The sequence below is a fragment of the Rhodococcus sp. HNM0563 genome (assembly GCF_012726195.1).
Lineage (GTDB): Bacteria > Actinomycetota > Actinomycetes > Mycobacteriales > Mycobacteriaceae > Rhodococcus.
The window spans coordinates 311,995-330,709 of the sequence record NZ_JAASAF010000003.1 but is presented as its reverse complement, the minus strand read 5'-3'; the positions used below and the strand labels follow the sequence as shown (position 1 = coordinate 330,709).

Sequence of the window (18,715 nt, the reverse complement as noted above, 5' to 3'; positions counted from 1 at the left end):
CCCCTCCTCATCCCACGGCTGACCTGAAATCCGGCGGAGGCGGACGGGAATCGAACCCGCCTGACCCAGATACTGGGCCACAACGGTTTTGAAGACCGCGTCCATCACCAGACGAGAACCGCCTCCGCGCTCACCCTAACCGAAGTCGAGTCCCGTGTTACGGCTCGCCCGTATGTTGGGCCCATGACCACACACGTCCACCTTCCCGAGGGCATCAGACTCACCCAGTACGCAGCGGGCGGTGGCTGCGCTTGCAAGGTTCCGCCGGGTGAGCTCGAGCGGGTGCTCGGTGGTCTGCAGGGCGGCCGTGCCGGAGGCGACCTGCTGGTCGGTGTCGAAAACGGAGACGACGGTGCGGCGGTCCGGATCGACGCGGCACCCGACGGCAGCGGCCGAGCGCTGATCGTGACCGCCGACTTCTTCACCCCGGTCGTCGACGACCCCTACGACTGGGGACGAATCGCCGCCACCAACGCCATGTCCGACGTCTATGCGATGGGAGGCACGCCGATCGTCGCGGTGAACCTGCTCGGCTGGCCGCGGGAACTCATTCCCTTCGAGCTGGCCGCCGAGGTGATGCGGGGCGGTGCCGACGCGTGTGCCGAGGCCGGTGCTCATCTCGCCGGCGGGCACAGCATCGACGATCGGGAGCCGAAGTACGGGCTCGCGGTCACCGGGCTGGGCGACCCGGACCGCCTGCTGCGCAATGATGCTGCCGCGCCGGGCCTGCCGCTCACCCTGACCAAACCGCTCGGACTCGGCATCCTCAACAACCGCCACAAGGCCACCGGCGAGCGGTTCGAGGAAGCGGTCGCGGTGATGACGACTCTCAACCGCGACGCGGCGCAACTCGCCCATGCGGCCGGGGTCCGTGCCGCCACCGACGTGACGGGTTTCGGCTTGCTGGGACACCTGATGAAGATGATGCGTGCCAGCGGCACGACCGCGGTGCTCGACGCCTCGAACGTGCCGTATGTCGCGGGGGCAAGGGAATCCCTCGCGGAGGGGTTCGTACCGGGCGGGAGCCGCCGGAATCTCGAGTGGGTCCGTGACGAGGTGGATTCCGAGTTGGGCGAGGACGAGCTGATCCTGCTCGCCGACGCGCAGACGTCCGGCGGTCTTCTGGTCGTCGGGGAGCTGCCGGGCCACCCGGTGATCGGCGAGGTGGTTCCGGCCGGCGCGCACGCGATCCGGGTGCGCTGACGGCTCGCGCGAGGGGACATCCCGGCCGACCTGCATCGCACGCGGTTCCTCGGCGCGGAACCCACTCGGCCGATAGGATTCGTGATCAATAGTGCAGCGGAGGAGGTCCCATGGCAGAGAACGGCGCGTCTCTTCCGTGGCCCGTCCTGCGCCAGCTTCTCGGCCGAGATCTGCTCGGACGTGGCAAGGCAGCTCGATCCCGGCGCACCGACGAGGTCGAACCACGCACCTCTACCGCCGATCGGGTGGCGCACAGCGTGTGCCCCTATTGCGCAGTCGGCTGCGGACAGAACATCTTCGTCAAGGACGAGAAGATCGTCCAGATCGAGGGCAATCCCGACAGCCCGGTGAACCGTGGACGGCTCTGTCCGAAGGGTTCGGCGAGCAAGAATCTCGTCACCAGCGAGCTGCGTGAGACCAAGGTCCGCTACCGCCGGCCCTACGGCACCGAATGGGAAGACCTCGACCTGGACACGGCCATGGAGATGGTCGTCGACCGTGTGTTGCAGACCCGGCGCGACACCTGGCAGGAACTCGACGAGAAGGGTCGCCGCGTCCGGCGCACGATGGGCATCGCAAGCCTCGGCGGTGCGACGCTGGACAACGAGGAGAACTACCTCATCAAGAAGCTGTTCACGGCGATGGGGGCGATCCAGGTCGAGAATCAGGCCCGCATATGACACTCCGCCACCGTCCCCGGTCTGGGGACCAGCTTCGGGCGCGGCGGCGCCACCGGCTACACAGCCGACCTGGCCAACGCTGACTGCATCGTCATTCAGGGCTCCAACATGGCCGAGGCCCACCCCGTGGGCTTCCAGTGGGTCGTGGAGGCCCAGATGCGCGGTGCCCGCATCATCCACGTCGATCCGCGCTTCACACGCACCAGCGCAGTGGCGGACAAGCATGTGCCCATCCGGGTCGGCAGCGACATCGCCTTCCTCGGTGGCGTCATCAACTATGTCTTGAGCAACGAGCTGGACTTCCGCGAATACGTCGTCAATTACACCAACGCGGCGATGCTCGTCAGCGACAAGTTCGAGGACACCGACGACCTCGACGGGCTCTTCTCGGGCTTCGACCCCGAGACGCGTACCTACGATCCGACGAGCTGGCAATACGACGTCGAGGACGAGCCGGGAGATCTGCACGACTCCCAGGCCGAGAACTCCGGGGACCACGCGAAGCACCGGGCCACCGCCGCGGGTATGCAACACGAGGCGCACGGCATCCAGATCTCGGGTCACCCGAAGCGCGACGAGACCCTGCAGCATCCGCGTTGCGTGTACCAGGTGCTCAAGCGACACTTCGCGCGCTATACGCCCGAGGTCGTCGAGCAGGTGTGCGGCGTCTCGCAGGAGGACTTCCTCGACGTCTGCCGCGCGTGGACCGAGAACTCCGGCCGGGAGCGGACGACGGCGCTCGTCTACAGCGTGGGCTGGACCCAGCACAGTGTGGGCGTGCAGTACATCCGCACCGGCGCGATCCTGCAGTTGCTGCTCGGCAACATGGGCCGCCCCGGCGGAGGCATCATGGCGCTGCGTGGTCACGCCAGCATCCAGGGCTCGACCGACATTCCGACACTGTTCAACCTGTTGCCCGGCTACCTGCCGATGCCCGACGCGAACAAGCACCATTCGTTCACGGACTGGGTCGACAGCGTGCGCAACCCGGGCAGCAAGGGTTTCTGGTCGAAGGCCGACGCCTACGCGGTGAACCTGCTCAAGGCCTACTGGGGCGACGCGGCGACCGCCGACAACGACTACTGCTTCGACTACATGCCGAAGATCACCGGCGACCACGGCACCTATCGTTCGGTGCTCGACATGATCGACGGAAAGGTCAAGGGCTACTTCCTCCTCGGGCAGAACCCGGCCGTCGGCTCCGCCCACGGGCGCGCCCAGCGGCTCGGGATGGCGAACCTCGACTGGCTCGTCGTGCGCGACCTGTTCGAGATCGAGAGCGCCAACTTCTGGAAGGACTCCCCGGAAATCGAGACCGGGGAGATCGTGACCGAGGAGTGCCCCACCGAGGTGTTCCTCTTCCCGGCGGCCTCCTACGCCGAGAAGGAAGGCACCTTCACGCAGACCCAGCGGATGCTGCAGTGGCGGGAGAAGGCCGTCGAACCACCGGAGGACTGCCGCTCGGAACTGTGGTTCTTCTACCACCTCGGCCGCATGATGCGGGAGCGTCTGGCCGAGTCGACCGACGAGCGCGACCGGCCGCTGCTCGACCTGGCATGGGATTATCCAGTGCACGGCGAGCACGACGAGCCCAGCGCCGAAGCCGTGCTGATGGAGATCAACGGCTACGACGTGGCGACGCGCCGGCCGCTGTCGTCGTTCACCGAGATGAAGGACGACGGCTCCACCCTGGGTGGCTGCTGGATCTACACCGGTGTCTATGCCGACGGCGTCAACCAGGCCAACCGCCGCAAGTCCCGTCACGAGCAGTCGTTCGTGGCTCCGGAGTGGGGTTGGGCGTGGCCGATGAACCGTCGCATCCTCTACAACCGGGCGTCCGCCGATCCCGAGGGCAGACCGTGGAGCGAACGCAAGGCCTATGTGTGGTGGGACGCCGACGCGCAACAGTGGACCGGCGAGGACGTGCCCGACTTCGAGAAGACCAAGCCGCCGAGCTACCGCGCGCCGGCGGGTGCCGACGGTGTCGAGGCGATCGAGGGAATCGATCCGTTCATCATGCAGGGCGACGGCAAGGGCGCCCTCTACGCACCGCAGGGACTGGTCGACGGCCCGATGCCGACCCACTACGAACCTGTGGAGTCGCCGTTCCGGAACCAGCTCTACGGGCAGCAGGCCAACCCGACGCGCGTCGAGTACCGCCGCGACGACAACCCGATGAACCCCGCCCCGCCCGAGGAGCACGTCGACGTCTTCCCGTTCGTGTTCACGACCAGTCGGCTCACCGAGCACCACACCGCGGGCGGGATGAGCCGGTACCTCGAACATCTCGCCGAGCTTCAACCGGAGATGTTCGTAGAGGTCTCGCCTGCACTGGCAGCCGAGCGTGGCCTCGAGCACATGGGGTGGTGCCACGTCGTCACCGCACGTTCGGTGGTCGAGGGCCGGGTACTGGTGACGGAGCGACTGCGGCCGCTGAAGGTCGAAGGACGTACCGTCCACCAGGTCTGGATGCCCTACCACTGGGGCAGCGGCGGCCTGGTCAAGGGTGATTCCGCCAACGACCTGTTCGGCATCACGCTCGACCCGAACGTGCTCATTCAAGAATCCAAGGTCGGTACGTGCGATGTCCAGCCAGGACGGCGCCCGACCGGAGCGGCGATGCGACAGTACGTCGAGGAGTACACGAGCAGGGCCGGGGTAACCGACGCCGAGTACCCACCCATCGTCACCGTCTCGGACGACATTGTCACCGCCTCGGAAGACACAGGTACCCAAGAGGAGGAGGACGACGAGTGATCGGCCGCAACAGTCTCTTCGGACCGCTCGACCCGGCACCCGATGCCGGGTACGAGGATTCGCCGCCACGGAAGGGCTTCTTCACCGACACGAGCGTGTGCATCGGATGCAAGGCCTGCGAGGTCGCATGCAAGGAATGGAACGACGTCCCCGAGAACCTGTTTCAGATGCTGGGCACCTCCTACGACAACAGCCACTCGCTCAACGCCAATCAGTGGCGGCACGTCGCCTTCATCGAACGCCCGGTGGAGAAGCCGGCCGCGGTGTCGTTGGGCATGCCCTCCGTCGGTGCGGCACCGAGTGATCGGCCGGATGAGGAGAAACCCGACTTCCAGTGGCTGATGTCCTCGGACGTGTGCAAGCACTGCACCCACGCGGCCTGTCTCGACGTCTGCCCCACCGGTTCCCTGTTCCGAAGCGAGTTCGGCACCGTGGTCGTGCAGGACGAGATCTGCAACGGCTGCGGCTACTGCGTGGCCGCCTGTCCGTACGGTGTCATCGACCGTCGCAAGGGACCGGAGGACGACCCGAAGGTCGGAATCGCCCAGAAGTGCACGCTCTGCTACGACCGGCTCACCGACGGCCAGACACCCTCGTGTGCGCAGGCCTGCCCCACCGAGTCGATCCAGTTCGGCGACGTCGAGGAGTTGCGTGCGCGGGCCGACGAGCGACTGGCGTTGTTGCACGAGCGGGGGGTATCGGAGGCACGTCTCTACGGCAACGATCCGGAGGATGGGGTCGGCGGAACCGGCGCCTTCTTCCTGCTGCTCGACGAGCCGGAGGTCTACGGACTGCCTCCGGACCCGGTGGTGACCACCAAGGACCTACCGGAGATGTGGGGTCGGGCCGCCGTCGCGGCGGTCGCGATGCTGGCGGGTGCTGCCGTGTCGTTCCTGAGGAGGCGCGGATGACCCAGGTGCAGCACGGCGGCAGTCCGGGCAATCCCCATCGGTCGGGTGGCGCTCGGGGCGGCGACCGGGTGATGGTGCCGGAAGCCGACTTCGAGTCCTATTACGGGCGCCCCATCGTGAAGCCCGCGCCGTGGGAGCACGACATCGCTGTCTACCTGTTCACCGGTGGCGTGGCGGCCGGATCTTCTCTGCTCGCCGCGGGCGCGGACCTGACCGGTCGCCCTGCACTGCGTCGCGTCGCCCGGTTGGGGTCGCTCGTGTCCCTGCTCGTCAGTGTCGGCGCCCTCGTTCGCGACCTGGGCAGGCCGAGCCGTTTCCTCAACATGCTGCGGGTCGTGAAGCCGACGTCGCCGATGTCGGTCGGTACCTGGATCCTGTCTCTGCACGGTCCGTTCGCGGGTATCGCCGCGGCGGCGGAAGTGGCCGGAATGTTGCCCGACGGCTGGAAGCGGGGTCCGGTCCGGCTACTGCTCGCCCTCGGTCGGCCCGCCGGGATTGCGGGGGCCCTGACCGCAGCACCGGTGGCTTCCTACACGGGAGTGCTGCTCTCCGACACCGCCACCCCGGCCTGGCATTCGGCCTACAAGGAGCTTCCCTTCGTGTTCTGTGGGTCGGCTGCCGCGGCGTCCGGCGGTCTCGGTCTCCTGGGCGCGCCCGTCGACGAGGCCGGTCCTGCGCGCGCGTTCGCAGTCGGCGGCGCGTTCGTCGAGCTCGCAACAGAACATCGGATGGAACAATCGATGGGTCTGCCCGCCGAGACACTTCATCGGGGCAGGACCGGACAGTTCATGAGGGTCAGCAAGGCCCTGACGGCGCTGGGTGCCATCGGAGCATTCGCCGGGCGTCGCAGCCGAGTGTTGTCGATGGTGTCCGGTGCCGCACTCATGGCGGGCTCGCTGTGCACTCGCCTCGGCGTCTACGAGGCGGGTATCGCCTCGGCGAAAGACCCGAAGTACACCGTCGTTCCGCAGCGTGAACGGGTCGATCGCGGGGAGCCGGTGCGCTACCGGGGTTGAGGACGGCCGTCACCGAGGTGCCCGCAGCCCGGCTACGTCGCGACCGGCGCGAGCATCAGCGACGGCGACTCGATTCCGTTCGAATCGAACGACTCGAGTACCGCGCCGGTCAGGGCGCGGCGGACCGCCCACTGCTTGCCGGCTCGCACCCGCACGGTCATGCGGAGGGTGACCGCGCCGGCGGTGACCGAGTTCACGCCGAGCAGTTCGGGTTTTTCCAGAACGTAGGGTGCGATGTCGTCGCGGTCGGCCGTTTCGATCACCGCACGGAATGCGACCTGTTGCGCGCGGTCGACGTTCGCCGTGGGGGCGATCGGCACATCGACGACCGCGACCGCGTGACCCTGGCTCATGTTGCCGACTCGCAGAATCTCCCCGTTGCGGCAGTACCACAGTGTCCCGTCGATGTCGCGGATCGTCGTCACCCGGAGTCCGACGGATTCGACCGTGCCGATGGCATCTCCCACATCGACCACGTCACCCACTCCGTATTGGTCCTCGAGCAGCATGAACATGCCGGAGATGAAATCCCGGACCAGGTTCTGAGCGCCGAAACCGAGCGCGACACCGGCGATACCGGCCGAGGCGATGAACGGTGCGACGTTGAAGCCGAGCCTGTCGAGGGTCTGCAACACGACCCATCCCAGCACGATGATGGACACGCCGGATTTGAAAACGGATCCGATGGTCTGGGCGCGCTGAGCGCGTCGCTCGCGTGCGGCCGGATCGCCGAGGGGCTTGCCCGCGCGATCCTGCAGGGGGCGCAGGATCGACCGCTTGGGTGGCCGGGCGGGATCGCGGGGCAGCGTCATGCGGTCGATCAGTTTGTGCAGCACATATCTGAGCACCACTGCGACAACGATGTAGCTGACGATCGCGAGTGGCTTGTGGATCAGCCACTCGCGATTCGTGTCGGTCAATTCGAAGGCGAGAAGCGAGATAGACATTGCACGCGAGGTTACCGAATCGTGACCATTGGTGCTGCAGGGTGTGATGAGTCCGATCGAACGATTCAGGTGAACACGACGAGCCAGACCGCAACTGCGTGACACGCCGCCGCGATGACGGTAGCGGCGTGGAAGAACTCATGGTGCCCGAACGTCGAGGGCCACGGGTCGGGCCATTTCGTCGCGTACAGAATCGCTCCGGCGCTGTAGAACAGTCCGCCCACGACGAGCAGGACCATCGGGGCGACGCCCACTTCGGATACGAGGTCGCCGGCGACGGGAACGATCGCCCATCCGAGTAGGAGATAGAGGGGCACGCCCACCCATCGCGGTGCGGTCGGCCACAGCATCTTCAGTGCGACGCCACCCGCTGCGCCCGCCCAGACGATCGTCAGAAGTGTCCGCCCGGTCTCGGGTGGCAAAGCGAGGGTCGCGAACGGGGTGTAGCTGCCTGCGATGAAGACGAAGATCATCGAATGGTCGGCTCGCTTCATCCACATTCTGTGCCGGGGGTTGTGCCAGTGGACGCGGTGGTAGAGGGCACTGATTCCGAAGAGGCCGCACACCGTGATGCTGTAGATCAGGGTCGGCCACGTCGCGGTGGGATGCATCATCGTGGCGGCGTACACCAGAACGATGCCCGCGATCACCGCGGCCCCGAATGCCCACAGGTGGATCCACCCGCGCATGCGAGGTTTGACGGGCAGCTCGTCGATTCCGAAGGCCGTCATCTGGGTGGATCCTTCCCGACCGGACAGTAACCTACGGTTGCGTAGGTTCAATGGATGTCACGCTACCGGGGCGGGGGAGGAGCGCGCGAGTGTTGTTGCCCACCGTCGCAACCGCGACAACTCGTGGGCGTAATGTGACTCACGTGGTGATGACGCGGTGAGGCTCAGCGGCGTGCTGTACGGGCTCTACGAACGGCGATTGCTCAGAGAGCTCGAAGGAGCTCGCCAACCGCGACACGTCGCGGTGATGTGCGACGGGAACCGCCGATGGGCACGAGAGAACGGGTTCACGGACGTCGCGCACGGTCACCGCATGGGTGCCCGCAAGATCGCCGAATTGCTGAGCTGGTGCGACGCCGCGGGTATCGAAACCGCGACGATCTATCTGCTGTCCACCGAGAACCTCCGTCGCGACCCCGAGGAGCTCGACGCCCTCCTAGAGATCATCGCCGACGTCGTCGAGGAGATCTCGGCGCCGGACCAGAACTGGAGCGTCAAGATCGTCGGCACTCCCGAACTGCTTCCGGACGATCACGCGACCCGGTTGCGTGAAGCCGCGGCCGGGACCGCGGGCCGTACCGGCACACACGTCAACGTCGCCGTCGGATACGGCGGCCGGCAGGAGATCGTCGACGCTGTGCAGGCGCTGCTGCGCAAGAAGCGGGCAGAAGGGCTCTCGGCCGACGAGTTGATCGACGCGGTCACCGTCGAAGGCGTCGGCAGCCACCTCTACACCTCGGGGCAGCCCGATCCGGATCTCGTGATCCGCACCTCCGGTGAGCAGCGCCTCTCGGGCTTCCTGCTGTGGCAGAGCGCGTACTCGGAGATCTGGTTCACCGAGGCATACTGGCCCGAGTTCCGGCGAGTCGACTTCCTTCGCGCCCTCCGCGACTTCGCGGCCCGGCATCGTCGTTTCGGGGTCTGACCGGGCCGGTCAGATCTTTCGCAGCCGCAGCCTGTTGATGGAGTGGTTGGTGTCCTTGCGGAGTACGAGAGTCGCGCGCGGCCGGGTCGGCAGGATGTTCTCCACCAGATTCGGCAGGTTGATCGAGTGCCAGAGCTCTTTCGCGGCGCTCATCGCATCACGATCGGACAGTCCCGCGTAGTGGTGGAAATGTGCGTCGGGATTCGAGAACGACGTCTTCCGCAGGGCGAGAAACCTGTCTACATACCACTTCTCGATGTCCTCGATGCGGGCATCGACGTAGATGGAGAAATCGAACAGGTCGGACACCATCAGGCGGGGTCCGGTCTGCAGGACGTTGAGGCCCTCGATGATGAGGATGTCCGGCTGCCGGACCACATGGTACTGGCCCGGGACGACGTCGTACGAGATGTGTGAATAGAGCGGGGCTGCAACCTCTTCGGCCCCCGACTTGACCTCGGTGACGAAGCGCAGCAGCTTGCGCCGGTCGTAGCTTTCCGGGAAGCCCTTCCGATGCATGATGTTCCGGCGGATCAGTTCCTTCGACGGATACAGGAAACCGTCGGTGGTCACCAGATCGACGCGGGGATGATGCTCCCATCGCGCCAGCAGGGCTTGAAGTACGCGCGCGGTGGTGGATTTGCCCACGGCAACCGAGCCCGCGACACCGATCACGAACGGCACCTGGCGGTCGGGATGCTTCTCCCCGAGGAAGGTTGCGGTCGCTGCGAACAGGCGTTGTCGCGCTGCGACCTGGAGGTGGATCAGGCGAGCGAGGGGCAGGTACACCTCGGCCACCTCGGCGAGGTCGATCTGCTCACCAAGCCCGCGTAGCCCTACGAGTTCGTCCTCGGTGAGCACGAGCGGTGTGGACTTACGCAGTGTTCGCCACTGCTTGCGGTCGAACTCGACGTACGGGCTGGGTTCGCTCAAACGCGCCATCGGTACGTCCCCCCGATGACGCACATTCGGTCGATGCGGCCCCTGCGTGGGTCGTGGCGCTGCGTGTCCATGGAGGGGATTGTGCTCGCTGACACAGGATGATGCGTCGTCGGGGTCCCCGCGCGTGGCGGAACCGCGCGTTGTGCCGCCGGGGGAGCGACTAGTGTTGCCGGGTATGGGATCGGACGCATTCGTACGGGAATACCTGCTGTTGGGGCTGGCTTTCGACCGTCTCGAAGAGGGATTCGTCGACGCCTACACCGGCGACCCGGAGTTGCGACACCGAACGGAGAACGCGCCGCCGCCAGCGCCTCGTGATCTATCACACACCGCGCAACGGCTCCGCCGCGAGCTTCCGGCTGCGGGACTCTCCGACGAGCGGACCCGGTTTCTCGACGCCCACCTGCGGGCACTGGACTGCTCCGCCCGCAAGTTCGCAGGCGACGACATCGGATTCGTCGACGAGGTCGAGGCCTATTTCGATGTGCACATCGAGCCCGGAAACGAAGACGACTACCGCGACGCACATCGTCGTCTCGACGCGCTCCTGCCGCCGGGAGGGGGCAGTGGAACGTCGCTGGCCGAACGGCTGCAGGCTCATCGCAAGACCGAGGTGATTCCCGCCGACCGGCTTGCCGAATGCATCGAGGCTTTTTCGAGTGCGCTGCGCGACAGAGTCCGCGCGGTCTACCCGCTGCCCGAGACCGAGCACGTCGAATACGAGGTGGTCGGCGACAAGCCGTGGTCCGGGTTCAACTACTACCTCGGCGACTACCGGTCGCGGGTCGCGATCAACTCCGACCTCGAGCAGCAGATGTCGAATCTGCCGAGGCTGATCGCGCACGAGGCCTACCCCGGGCATCACACCGAACACTGCAGGAAGGAGGCGGGCCTCGTCGCGGGCGGGCAAGGTGAGCAGACGTTGTTCCTCGTCAACACCCCGCAGTGCCTCATGGCCGAGGGGCTCGCCGACCTCGCGCTCGAGGCGATCGTCGGGCCGGGGTGGGGGCTCTGGGCGCAGGAGATCTACGCGGATCTCGGACTCCGATTCGACGGGGAACTCGCAGAGCAGCTGGGACAGGCATCCGCCGGGTTGCTTTCGGTGCGTCAGGATGCCGCACTGCTGCTGCACGACCGCGGGCGCAGTCACGACGATGTCGCCGGGTTCCTTCAACGCTGGTCGCTGTCGAGTCCGGAACGCGCGCGGCAATCGTTGCGGTTCCTGTCGTCGCCGCTGTGGCGCGCCTACATCAGCACCTACGTGGAGGGCTACCGGCTGCTCGGGGGTTGGCTCGCTCAGGTTCCGGTCGGCGACGCGCGTTCCGAACGCTTCCAGCGCCTGCTCGACGAGCCGCTCGTGCCGAGTTCGCTGCGGTGAGCCCGGTCACCTGCGGGGACCGGGTTCCTCGAATGGAGGCGCGGTTCGTAGACTGGACGTCGTATCCTGCCGCCCTCAGCTTGGAGAATCCTCGATGACAACTGTGCCCGGCACTGACGTCAACACCGCTTCACTCGCCGATCTCGATCCGGAGGTCGCACAGGCGATGGCCGGTGAGTTGTCTCGTCAGCGCGACACCCTCGAGATGATCGCGTCGGAGAACTTCGTGCCGCGTGCGGTTCTGCAGGCCCAGGGCAGTGTCCTGACCAACAAATACGCCGAGGGCTACCCCGGTCGCCGCTACTACGGTGGTTGCGAGCACGTCGACGTCATCGAGGACCTCGCCCGCAACCGCGCGAAGGAACTGTTCGGCGCCGAGTTCGCGAACGTCCAGCCGCACTCGGGTGCGCAGGCCAACGCCGCGGTGCTGATGGCGCTCATGACGCCGGGGGAGAAGCTCCTCGGTCTCGATCTCGCGCACGGTGGTCACCTCACGCACGGCATGAAGCTCAACTTCTCCGGCAAGTTGTACGACGTCGCGTCCTACGGTGTCAGCAAAGATGATCACCGCATCGACATGGACGAGGTCCGCGACATCGCGCTTCGCGAGAAGCCGAAGGTCATCGTCGCCGGCTGGTCGGCGTACCCGCGGCACGAGGATTTCGCGGCGTTCCGCGCGATCGCCGATGAGGTCGGCGCCTACCTGTGGGTCGACATGGCTCACTTCGCAGGCCTGGTTGCTGCGGGTCTGCACCCGTCGCCCGTGCCGTACGCCGACGTCGTGTCCACCACCGTGCACAAGACCCTCGGTGGCCCCCGCTCCGGCCTGATCCTCGCCAAGAAGGACTGGGCCAAGAAGCTCAACTCGGCGGTCTTCCCCGGCCAGCAGGGCGGTCCGCTCATGCACGCGATCGCCGCGAAGGCCGTGGCGCTGAAGATCGCCGCGGGTGAGGAGTTCAAGGACCGTCAGCAGCGCACGTTGTCGGGTGCTCGCATCCTGGCCGAGCGGCTGTCGCAGGCCGATGTGGCCGACAAGGGCATCTCGGTCCTGACCGGCGGCACCGACGTCCACCTGGTTCTCGTCGACCTGCGCAACTCGCAGCTCGACGGACAGCAGGGTGAGGACGCGCTGCACGAGGTCGGTATCACCGTAAACCGCAATGCAGTGCCGTTCGATCCGCGCCCGCCGATGACCACCTCGGGCCTGCGCATCGGTACCCCGGCGCTCGCGACCCGCGGCTTCGGCGACGAGCAGTTCACCGAGGTCGCCGACGTCATCGCGCAGACTCTCATCGGTGGCGCCGATCTCGATGCGCTGCGTGCTCGCGTGAGCAAGCTGGCGCAGGACATCCCGCTGTACGAGGGCCTGGAGGATTGGCCCTTGATCTGAGTTTCGCAGGCCGGGTTCCCGGTCGCGATCCGCTCTTCTCGTGAGCCCGTTCCGCACCGAATTCGGTGCGGAACGGGCTCATCTCGTATCTCGCTGAGGCTGTGAGTGTCGACGACCACTCCGCCGTCGGATTAGGGTAGCCTATGCTCCGTTGTGGCCGGTTCGATGGCTGCACACGTTAACGACGACCTCCGTGCCCCGAGACCAGAAGGACGACGCTGCATGGCCATTCCCGCCATCTCCCCGTACTCGATGCCCACCCGCGACGAACTCCCGGACGCCAGGGTGGAGTGGGCTCTCGACGCCTCGCGTTCCGTCCTGCTGATCCACGACATGCAGAAGTACTTCATCGACGCCTACCGACCGGACGTCGAGCCGCTGTCCGTTGTGGTGCCCAACATCGTCCGTATCCGCGAGGCATGCAAGGCTGCGGGAGTGCCCGTCGTGTACACGATGCAGCCGGGCGATCAGCACCCGTCGCGCCGAGGCATCCTCGCCGACTTCTGGGGCACAGGGCTGACCAGCGGACGCGACACGGAGGTGATCGACGAACTGACCCCCGACGCCTCCGACATCCAGGTCACCAAGTGGCGGTACTCGGCCTTCCAGCGCACCGATTTTCGGCAGCTGCTCGCGCACTACGGCCGCGACCAGCTGATCGTCACCGGCGTCTACGCACACATGGGGTGCATGCTCAGTGCCGCCGATGCCTTCATGAGCGACGTGGCCCCGTTCATGGTGGTCGACGGCACCGCCGACTTCTCCCGCAACGAGCATGTGATGGCACTCGACTACGTTGCCAAGCGGGTCGGCAGGGTCGAAACGACCGACGCGATCATCGGCGCTCTCGAAGCGACGGCCCACCGCAACGTGCCTCACGACGAGCAGTTGGCCGCGACGTTGTCGTGATGCGTGCAGGCGGACAGCTGTGGTTCACCTGAACTTCATCGACACGCCTTGCCTGTACCGAGCGAACCCACCGTATCGGGGTTAGCGTCGAGTGTGTAGGCGGCGCAGTGCCGACTACGCGGGAGGTCCCTGATCGTGCGGCAGAACAGTCCGAGCGAGGGGCCGGCACCCGGCCCTCGTGTCCGTGAGGACCACCGGGGAACGACCGGCCACCGAACAATCTGCGCGGTGCCGCGCAGGTCGAGGAGCCTCACGTGAACGCAACACGCTCCGTTCCAGCCGTACGCACCTACGTGCTGGATACTTCCGTCCTGCTCTCCGATCCGTGGGCGGTCACGAGATTCGCCGAACACGAGGTCGTACTGCCCCTGGTGGTGATCGGCGAGCTCGAAGGCAAGCGCCACCACCACGAACTCGGGTGGTTTGCGCGGGAGTCACTGCGGTTGCTCGACGACCTGCGGCAACGCCACGGTCGGCTCGACCGCCCCATCCCGGTAGGCGAGTCCGGTGGAATGCTGCACGTGGAGCTCAACCACACCGATCCGATGGTCCTGCCCTCCGGTTTCCGCACTGATTCGAACGACTCGAGAATTCTTGCGTGCGCGATGAATCTGGCGGCGGAGGGTCGCGATGTGGTGCTCGTCAGCAAGGACACACCGCTGCGGGTCAAGGCCGGTGCGGTCGGCCTGACCGCGGACGAATACCACGCACAGGACGTCGTCACCTCCGGCTGGAGCGGCATGACCGAACTCGAGGTAGACAAGTCGCTGATCGACGAACTGTTCGCCGCGGGCGTCGTCGACCTCGAAACGGCCCGGGATCTTCCGTGTCACACCGGTATCCGGCTTCTCGGCGGATCCTCGAGCGCACTCGGCCGCGTCACCGCGGACAAGCAGGTGCAGCTGGTCCGCGGCGATCGCGAGGCATTCGGTCTGCACGGCCGCTCGGCCGAGCAGCGCGTCGCACTCGATCTGTTGCTCGACGAATCCGTCGGCATCGTGTCACTCGGGGGTAAGGCGGGAACAGGCAAGTCGGCACTTGCTCTGACGGCGGGTCTGGAAGCGGTGCTCGAGAAGCGGTCCCACCGCAAGGTCGTCGTGTTCCGGCCGCTCTACGCCGTCGGCGGTCAGGAACTGGGCTATCTCCCCGGGACAGAGGCCGAGAAGATGAACCCCTGGGGACAGGCAGTGTTCGACACCCTCGAGGGGCTTGCGAGCCCGCAGGTGATGGAAGAGGTCATCGCGAGAGGGATGCTGGAAGTATTGCCGCTCACCCATATTCGCGGCCGGTCGCTGCACGACTCGTTCGTGATCGTCGACGAGGCACAGTCCCTCGAACGCAATGTGCTGCTGACGGTACTGTCGCGCCTCGGTACCGGGTCGCGGGTGGTGCTCACCCACGATGTCGCGCAGCGCGACAACCTCCGTGTCGGGCGGTACGACGGCGTGGCAGCGGTGATCGAGAAGCTCAAGGGGCACCCGCTGTTCGCGCACATCACACTGACGCGCAGCGAGCGTTCGCCGATCGCGGCGCTCGTCACCGAGATGCTCGAAGAGTTCGCGCCGGGCGCCTAACACATTGACCGAACGTCACCTTCGGCGCGCTGAGCTAGCCGAAGGTGACGTTCGGTCAATGGGGCCATGGTCTATTCGGAGTCGGGGAGCGGGCCGAGTTCGGTCTCGAGTACCTCCTGAACGACACGCATCGCGGCGAGTGCCGCGGGGGCGCCGCAGTAGGCGCTGCAATGGATCACGGATTCGACGATCTCGGTGCGGGTCAAGCCGTTGCGCAGAGCGCCTCGTACGTGACCGCGCAACTCGTTCTCGGCGCGCAGCGCGATGAGCATGCCGAGGTTGAGCAGGCTTCGGCTACGACGGTCGAGGCCGGGCCTCGACCACACTGCGCCCCAGGCATGTTCGGTGACGAACTCCTGGATTTCCTCCGAGTCGGTGCCTCGCGCGCGGTCGAAGGCTCGCTCGACGAAGTCGTCTCCCATGACTTCTCGCCGGATCTCGAGTCCCGCTTCGAACCCAGGGCTGTGCTCGGCGTCGGACATGTCAATGCTCCCTGTTCGATGGCCACCGAACCGTTCGGCCGCCGCAGAGAGTTTACGGCCGGCGGATCGCGGCCCGGACGAGACCGAGTGCGGTGGCACCGAGGAAGCCGAGAACATCGAAATGGTCGCGCCAGACAACGATGCGTCCGTCGCGTAGTTCGAATGTGCCGCACACCGGGAAGACGATCTCGATGCGGCCGAAGCGGAGCACGTCGGTGCGTTCGATGAGCACGACCTCGGCGCTTTCGGCGGCGATATGGTGTACCACCACATCGAAACCGAGCGATTGCTTCTCGAGGCCCGCGAGCACGGAGCCGATCCTCCGAGCGCCACGCAGGGTGGGCAGCGAGGTGTTGTGCCACGACATGTCGTCATCCATGTGGCGGGCGGCGTCGCGTGGCCGGCTTTCGGCAAGGGCTTCGAGGAACTCCCTGACTACCGTGATGGCGGTGTCGGGTGTGGTCGGTGTCGTGGCGATGGCATTCATGTGCTCCCCCTTTTGTCGATTGCGGGGATGGTACGGCGTCGTTCCCGGCGTGTCGACGAGAACGACCTTCTCGGAATCGAATCGATCTGCACGTGGCTCCATGAATCGGTTCACTTCGAAGAAAGTGGACTTATCCAGGTGGAACGGCTACGAACACCGGTTCCGCGCGGTTACGTTCGGGGCGTCCGCTTGTCCTATCCCGTGCGCGACCACCGGTGCGGGAAGTCCGACAGGAGAAGATCCATGAACCGAATCAACCGTCGAATGGCAACTACAGTGGCCGCGCTCGCTGCCGTCGGCCTGGTCGCCTCGGCATGCGGCGACGACACCAGTGCAGAAGATGTAGTCGGTAGCGCTACGAGCGCCGTCGAGTCCGCAGCCGAAAGTGTGGCGTCCGAGGTGCAGGGCTCTGATGAAACCACCGGCGCTGAGGAGACCACCGGCGCCGAAGGAACCGAGGGTGCGGAAGAGACCGGCACCGAGCCTGCTGACGAGCAGACCAGCGCGGTACCCGGACCGGACGGCGAATCGGTCGAGCTGAGCGGTCAGATCCTCGCCAAATACAACGAGGTCGGCGGTGAGTCCAGCCCGCTCGGCATGGCAACCGGAAACCAGGAGGACGTCGGCGACGGCAACATCGCCGAATTCGACGGAGGCATCATCGCGTGGAGCCCGGACACCGACGCCCACATCGTGTGGGGCGAGATCCGCGTTGCGTGGGAGGCAGAAGACGGGGCAGGCGGCGAACTAGGTTTCCCGGTCAGCGATGAGCATCCAATCGACGGGGGTCTGCAGAGCGACTTCGAGAACGGCCATATCACCTACATCGACGGCCAGACCGAGGTGGTGATGGACTGACACCCTCCCCGGCCCTCGAGCATGGGGGCCGGGGTCGGGCATCACCGTTCGGGTTCGACCTTCGCCATCGCGAGAACATCGAGGCGACGGTCGAGCTCGTCCTCACTGAGTTTCTCGCCGATGAGTCCGCGGTCGACCACCGTCTGCCGGATGGTCTTGCCCTCCTTCAAGGCTTCCTTCGCGACTGCGGCAGCCTCCTCGTAGCCGATCGCCGAGTTCAACGGGGTCACGATCGACGGCGACGACTCGGCGAGGGTGCGCAGATGCTCGACATTCGCGACCAGGCCCGCGATGCACCGGTCCGCGAAAAGCCGCGAGACGTTGGCGAGCAGCCGAATCGACTCCAGCACGTTCCGCGCCATCATCGGGATGTAGACGTTGAGTTCGAATGCACCCGCTGCGCCTCCCCAAGCGACCGCGGCGTCGTTGCCGACGACCTGTGCCGCGACCTGCGTAACCGCTTCGGGCAGAACAGGGTTGACCTTCCCCGGCATGATGGAGCTTCCGGGCTGCAGATCGGGTAGCTGGATCTCGGCAAGCCCCGTCAACGGACCCGACCCCATCCAGCGGACGTCGTTCGCGATCTTGGTCAGCGACACCGCGATCGTGCGCAACGCTCCGGATACCTCGACGAGACCATCCCGCGCGGCCTGCGCTTCGAACCGGTTCCGGGCGGGTGTCAGCGCATCGACACCGGTGGCCTCGACGAGTTCGGCGACCACACGCGGCCCGAAGTCGTCCGGGGCGTTGAGGCCGGTGCCGACGGCGGTCCCGCCGATGGGCAGTTCGCCGAGGCGCGGCAAGGTGGCCTGCACTCGTTCGATCCCCGCTTCGATCTGGCGTGCGTACCCACCGAACTCCTGACCGAGAGTTACGGGTACGGCGTCCATCAGGTGCGTTCGGCCCGATTTGACGACAGTGCGCCACTCGGTGGCCTTGTCGCTGAGCGCGCTCTGCAATTGCTCCAGCGCCGGAACGAGATCGGAGACGGCCGCTTCGGTGGCGGCGACATGCGTTGCGGTGGGGAATGTGTCGTTCGACGACTGCGACATGTTGACGTGGTCGTTCGGGTGAACGGTGACACCGGCCTGCGCGGCGATCGACGCGATGACCTCGTTGGTGTTCATGTTCGAGCTTGTGCCCGAACCGGTTTGGAACACGTCGATCGGAAACTGGTCGTCGTGCTTGCCGTCGGCGATCTCGCGGGCGGCGGCAATGATCGCCTCCGCCTTCTCGGCGTCGAGGAGGCCGAGATCCTTGTTGACCTGTGCGCATGCGCCTTTGAGAAGTCCGAGAGCGCGGATCTGCGCGCGGTCGAGGCCGCGTCCGGAGATCGGGAAATTCTCCACGGCGCGCTGGGTCTGTGCGCGCCAGAGGGCGTCGACCGGGACCCGGACCTCGCCCATGGTGTCGTGCTCGATGCGGTACTGAGGGGAAGACTGCTCGGAAGTGTCGGTCATGCCGTCCACGGTAGGCCCGCCGAGCACATTTGTGGGGTGCAAGAAAACGTTCCTGCACCCCACAA

16 protein-coding genes and 1 tRNA gene are annotated in these 18,715 nt (G+C 66.2%); 10 read left to right on the top strand and 7 right to left on the bottom strand.

Annotation, left to right across the window (positions count from 1 at the left end; translation table 11 throughout):
* Positions 1-34 precede the first annotated feature (34 nt).
* Positions 35-126, bottom strand: a tRNA-Sec gene (locus tag HCA61_RS08540).
* 57 nt (positions 127-183) lie between these two features.
* On the opposite strand from HCA61_RS08540, the gene selD reads away from it, so the two are divergent.
* The 4 genes from selD (at position 184) to nrfD (ending at position 6,567) form a co-directional block, all read left to right on the top strand.
* A complete protein-coding gene (gene selD / locus HCA61_RS08535) occupies positions 184-1,203 on the top strand; it encodes a selenide, water dikinase SelD (protein WP_169687725.1) in 1,020 nt (339 codons plus the stop codon).
* 110 nt (positions 1,204-1,313) lie between these two features.
* The gene (gene fdh / locus HCA61_RS08525; protein WP_240959041.1) at positions 1,314-4,640 is read left to right on the top strand and encodes a formate dehydrogenase; all 3,327 of its coding nucleotides are present in this window, start codon (positions 1,314-1,316) and stop codon (positions 4,638-4,640) included.
* Positions 4,637-5,551: a 4Fe-4S dicluster domain-containing protein gene (locus tag HCA61_RS08520; protein ID WP_169687722.1), complete on the top strand. Its 915-nt coding sequence runs from the start codon at positions 4,637-4,639 to the stop codon at positions 5,549-5,551. The genes fdh and HCA61_RS08520 overlap by 4 nt, the downstream gene beginning before the upstream one ends.
* A complete protein-coding gene (nrfD, locus tag HCA61_RS08515; protein ID WP_169687721.1) occupies positions 5,548-6,567 on the top strand; it encodes an NrfD/PsrC family molybdoenzyme membrane anchor subunit in 1,020 nt (339 codons plus the stop codon). Before HCA61_RS08520 ends, nrfD begins: the two co-directional genes overlap by 4 nt.
* Before the next feature lie 32 nt (positions 6,568-6,599).
* Here nrfD and HCA61_RS08510 read toward each other — a convergent pair whose 3' ends face one another.
* On the bottom strand, positions 6,600-7,514 hold the full coding sequence (locus HCA61_RS08510) for a mechanosensitive ion channel domain-containing protein (RefSeq protein WP_169687720.1): 915 nt from the start codon (positions 7,512-7,514) through the stop codon (positions 6,600-6,602).
* A gap of 65 nt (positions 7,515-7,579) precedes the next feature.
* Positions 7,580-8,245, bottom strand: coding sequence for a hemolysin III family protein (locus tag HCA61_RS08505; RefSeq protein WP_169687719.1), 666 nt, complete (start codon positions 8,243-8,245; stop codon positions 7,580-7,582).
* Between the two features lie 157 nt (positions 8,246-8,402).
* Between HCA61_RS08505 and HCA61_RS08500 the strand changes: the two genes are divergently transcribed.
* The gene (locus tag HCA61_RS08500) at positions 8,403-9,170 is read left to right on the top strand and encodes an isoprenyl transferase (RefSeq protein ID WP_169687718.1); all 768 of its coding nucleotides are present in this window, start codon (positions 8,403-8,405) and stop codon (positions 9,168-9,170) included.
* 9 nt (positions 9,171-9,179) lie between these two features.
* Here the strand turns inward: HCA61_RS08500 and coaA are convergent, their stop codons facing one another.
* Positions 9,180-10,112, bottom strand: coding sequence for a type I pantothenate kinase (coaA, locus tag HCA61_RS08495; protein WP_169687717.1), 933 nt, complete (start codon positions 10,110-10,112; stop codon positions 9,180-9,182).
* Positions 10,113-10,287: 175 nt separating this feature from the next.
* Here coaA and HCA61_RS08490 point away from each other — a divergent pair, with 175 nt between their 5' ends.
* From HCA61_RS08490 to HCA61_RS08475, 4 genes are all read left to right on the top strand, one after another.
* Positions 10,288-11,490: a DUF885 domain-containing protein gene (locus HCA61_RS08490; RefSeq protein ID WP_169687716.1), complete on the top strand. Its 1,203-nt coding sequence runs from the start codon at positions 10,288-10,290 to the stop codon at positions 11,488-11,490.
* Between the two features lie 94 nt (positions 11,491-11,584).
* Positions 11,585-12,880, top strand: coding sequence for a serine hydroxymethyltransferase (glyA, locus tag HCA61_RS08485; RefSeq protein ID WP_169687715.1), 1,296 nt, complete (start codon positions 11,585-11,587; stop codon positions 12,878-12,880).
* A 222-nt stretch (positions 12,881-13,102) separates the two neighbouring features.
* Positions 13,103-13,789, top strand: coding sequence for an isochorismatase family protein (locus HCA61_RS08480; RefSeq protein ID WP_169687714.1), 687 nt, complete (start codon positions 13,103-13,105; stop codon positions 13,787-13,789).
* Positions 13,790-14,082: 293 nt separating this feature from the next.
* Positions 14,083-15,363: a PhoH family protein gene (locus HCA61_RS08475; RefSeq protein WP_346777534.1), complete on the top strand. Its 1,281-nt coding sequence runs from the start codon at positions 14,083-14,085 to the stop codon at positions 15,361-15,363.
* A gap of 71 nt (positions 15,364-15,434) precedes the next feature.
* Here the strand turns inward: HCA61_RS08475 and HCA61_RS08470 are convergent, their stop codons facing one another.
* Both HCA61_RS08470 and HCA61_RS08465 read right to left on the bottom strand, forming a co-directional pair.
* Positions 15,435-15,845: a carboxymuconolactone decarboxylase family protein gene (locus tag HCA61_RS08470; protein ID WP_169687712.1), complete on the bottom strand. Its 411-nt coding sequence runs from the start codon at positions 15,843-15,845 to the stop codon at positions 15,435-15,437.
* Between the two features lie 52 nt (positions 15,846-15,897).
* Positions 15,898-16,332, bottom strand: a complete 435-nt coding sequence (locus tag HCA61_RS08465; RefSeq protein WP_169687711.1) for a limonene-1,2-epoxide hydrolase family protein — start codon at positions 16,330-16,332, stop codon at positions 15,898-15,900.
* Between the two features lie 264 nt (positions 16,333-16,596).
* Here HCA61_RS08465 and HCA61_RS08460 point away from each other — a divergent pair, with 264 nt between their 5' ends.
* Positions 16,597-17,190, top strand: coding sequence for an esterase (locus HCA61_RS08460; RefSeq protein ID WP_240959040.1), 594 nt, complete (start codon positions 16,597-16,599; stop codon positions 17,188-17,190).
* A 41-nt stretch (positions 17,191-17,231) separates the two neighbouring features.
* Here the strand turns inward: HCA61_RS08460 and HCA61_RS08455 are convergent, their stop codons facing one another.
* Positions 17,232-18,650, bottom strand: coding sequence for a class II fumarate hydratase (locus HCA61_RS08455; RefSeq protein ID WP_169687710.1), 1,419 nt, complete (start codon positions 18,648-18,650; stop codon positions 17,232-17,234).
* Positions 18,651-18,715: the final 65 nt, after the last annotated feature.